The organism is Mammaliicoccus fleurettii (assembly GCF_003970575.1).
Lineage (GTDB): Bacteria > Bacillota > Bacilli > Staphylococcales > Staphylococcaceae > Mammaliicoccus > Mammaliicoccus fleurettii.
In genome coordinates, this window is record NZ_RXWZ01000222.1 from 994 (window position 1) to 3,611 (window position 2,618).

The window sequence follows — 2,618 nt, forward strand, 5'->3', positions numbered from 1 at the left end:
TTAAATTTTTATCAGATTGTAAAACAACCTCTACAACTTTAGTATTTAAAAGTTCATAAGTTTCATTTAAATATATTCTTTGGATAGTTCTATTCTCACCAGAAAGACTAATATGCTCATTTTTTCTACTCGAAATCATTTTAACTAATTTATTTAAGAATGTATTATAGAATTTAGGCTCATAATGTAAATAATATGGTCCCCATAAATGATTTTTATCTAAATAGAAATCATTATCGGTCATATCTAGAACCGAAACCTTAAAATTGTTTATCACAAAATCATCTAAATGATTCCAAATTTTATTCATTTTTTCAAAATCTTGTGTAGCTATTCCCGTTTCTTTTCTGAGACTCGTTAAGGTTGTTCCATCTTCAAACTTATCTGAAAATCTTGCTTTAACCAATATAACTTCGCAGTTAGGTATCTCTCTTTTTATAAAATCAAAGAAAATTTCTAAATATTTTTCCCATGCTTCAATATATTCATCATAATTTTCCAACAAGTTTAGTCTAGTTGCATCTTTTAATTCTGGTATATTTTTAAAGTTTGGATTATTAGTTATATATTCATTTTCATTAATTTTTAATAATCCAAATTTCACATCTGGATCCAAATCAAATATAAGATAGTCAGGTTGTTCATTTTTTAGTTTTTGTAAAAACTCTTTTGAAAATTCTTTATGCAATAAAGATTGAACATAAGAACTTTTTTCTACAAATTCTTTACTTACATTTAACTCTAATTGATTAGACATCAAACTAGGAATAGCAGTTTGATTTTGATGATCTATTATTTGTAAAAAATTTTTATAGTTAGGATTAAACTTAGTATTAAAATTATCTCGCGTAACGCACGAACCGATAGTTGCTATTTTAACAGACATTTTCTTCCCTTTCTTTCACTTATATTAACTAAATATTAATTATTCAGTTATAGTAGATATTTATTTTTCATCAAAAACAGTATCTAAAATCATTTTTGTAGATTCTTTACTATCGTAAGTTAATAATCTATTTGTCATCTTAGAGTAATTCATATATTCAAAATTAGTTAATTGTTGTGCTAGTCTTCTTTCATCCATATTAGCTATTGGAAAGCTACCTAATTCAAATATGTCAAAATAGAAACCAACTTTTTCGTTATAACTTTGTGTGTCTTCTTGAATTAATATAATTGGCTTGTTTAAATGTGCATAATCAAATATTGTAGATGAATAATCAGTAAGCATTGAATCTGATATTAAATATAATTCTTGTATATCAACAAATTCATTAAAGAAACAATGAATTCTTTTGTCTAAATTACTATATTTCCCTCTTAAGTGAGCTTCATTTGGATGTAGTTTAACAATAATTTCATATTCATCTGGTAAAAATCCTAATAATTTTTTCAGATTTATTGAAGATAGATTTTGTCTTTTTTCTTTTCTCCAAGTTGGACAGAATAAAATATATTTTTTATTTTTAACATTAGTAAAGAAGTATTTAGACATAATTCGTCTTTTTTCATCTTCATTATCATTCAATAAATATTCATTTCTTGGTGCCCCATATTCAAGAATTTTTAAATTACTATTATTTTTAGTCAGAAAAGCTGATTTAAATAACATTGTATTAACTAATGAAGAGGATAATAGATAGTCCCATTTTTGCATTCTTGGAAGAAAAGCATTAACTTGGTCATTTCTTTCTTTAACATCAGTTAAATCATTGACCATTCTCTTAAGAGGGAGTCCGTGCCAAGTTTGAATAAATACTTGATCATCATGTTTATACACTTTATCGAGTGTATTGCCATTTACAAATACATATTTACATTCTCTAAATATTTTAGAATAAGCTGTACTTCCAAATCTTATTGGAGTTACATCACAATTTCTTATTTCGATATCAACTAGAGAGTTTCTTGAACTAACAAAAACTTGTTTTTCTGGAAAATGTTCTCGTATATATAAGGCAATATATTTAGGATCACCACTGAAATTATTACCGTGGAAAGATTCAATAAATACTTTATTTGAAGATGGTACTATTTGGTTAAACATATCCATTTCATTTTTAACTTTTTTACTTAAATATTTGTTTTTTGCATAACCAAAAATTTTATCGTTTTGCATTATTTTATTCAGTACTGGTTTTTCTTTTAGCTTTTCATAGAGGTCCCTAAATTTATCTAGATTCTCATTTTTATTTTGATTTTTATTCTTAATTTTTTTGTTATTTATAATTTTTTCTTTAGAATTATTTATACAATCTGTAGCGTTGTTTAAGAAGTCATCTGCATAATTACGATCTAAAAATTCCGCTTTTAATTTTTCAACATCTTCTACTCTATCTTTTTTAGTGTATTTTTCATTTATAAAGTTAATTAAATTATTACAATCGATTTCAATATTTTTTTGCATAAACTTAATAGATTTAAAACTATTGTATATGTCATTTAAAACATCGTCTTTACCTGTGTAAATGAAAGCTTTATTACCTTCAGCAATCGATTCTAAAATTGAATATCCTAATGTTTCATATGGTGATGATGATACATAAATATATGTTAATGGTTCTTTCTTATTTATATGTACATTATTTTTTAATCCATAATAATTCACTAAATTATTG

The 2,618-nt window shown here is 24.4% G+C and carries 2 protein-coding genes; both read right to left on the minus strand.

Going from position 1 to position 2,618, the window contains the following annotated elements; all coding sequences use genetic code 11:
- Nucleotides 1–886: DUF6270 domain-containing protein (locus CD129_RS12705; protein ID WP_170167707.1), on the minus strand; the 886-nt coding region annotated here is incomplete at its 3' end.
- 60 nt (nucleotides 887–946) lie between these two features.
- Nucleotides 947–2,618: CDP-glycerol glycerophosphotransferase family protein (locus CD129_RS12710; protein ID WP_126577764.1), on the minus strand; the 1,672-nt coding region annotated here is incomplete at its 5' end.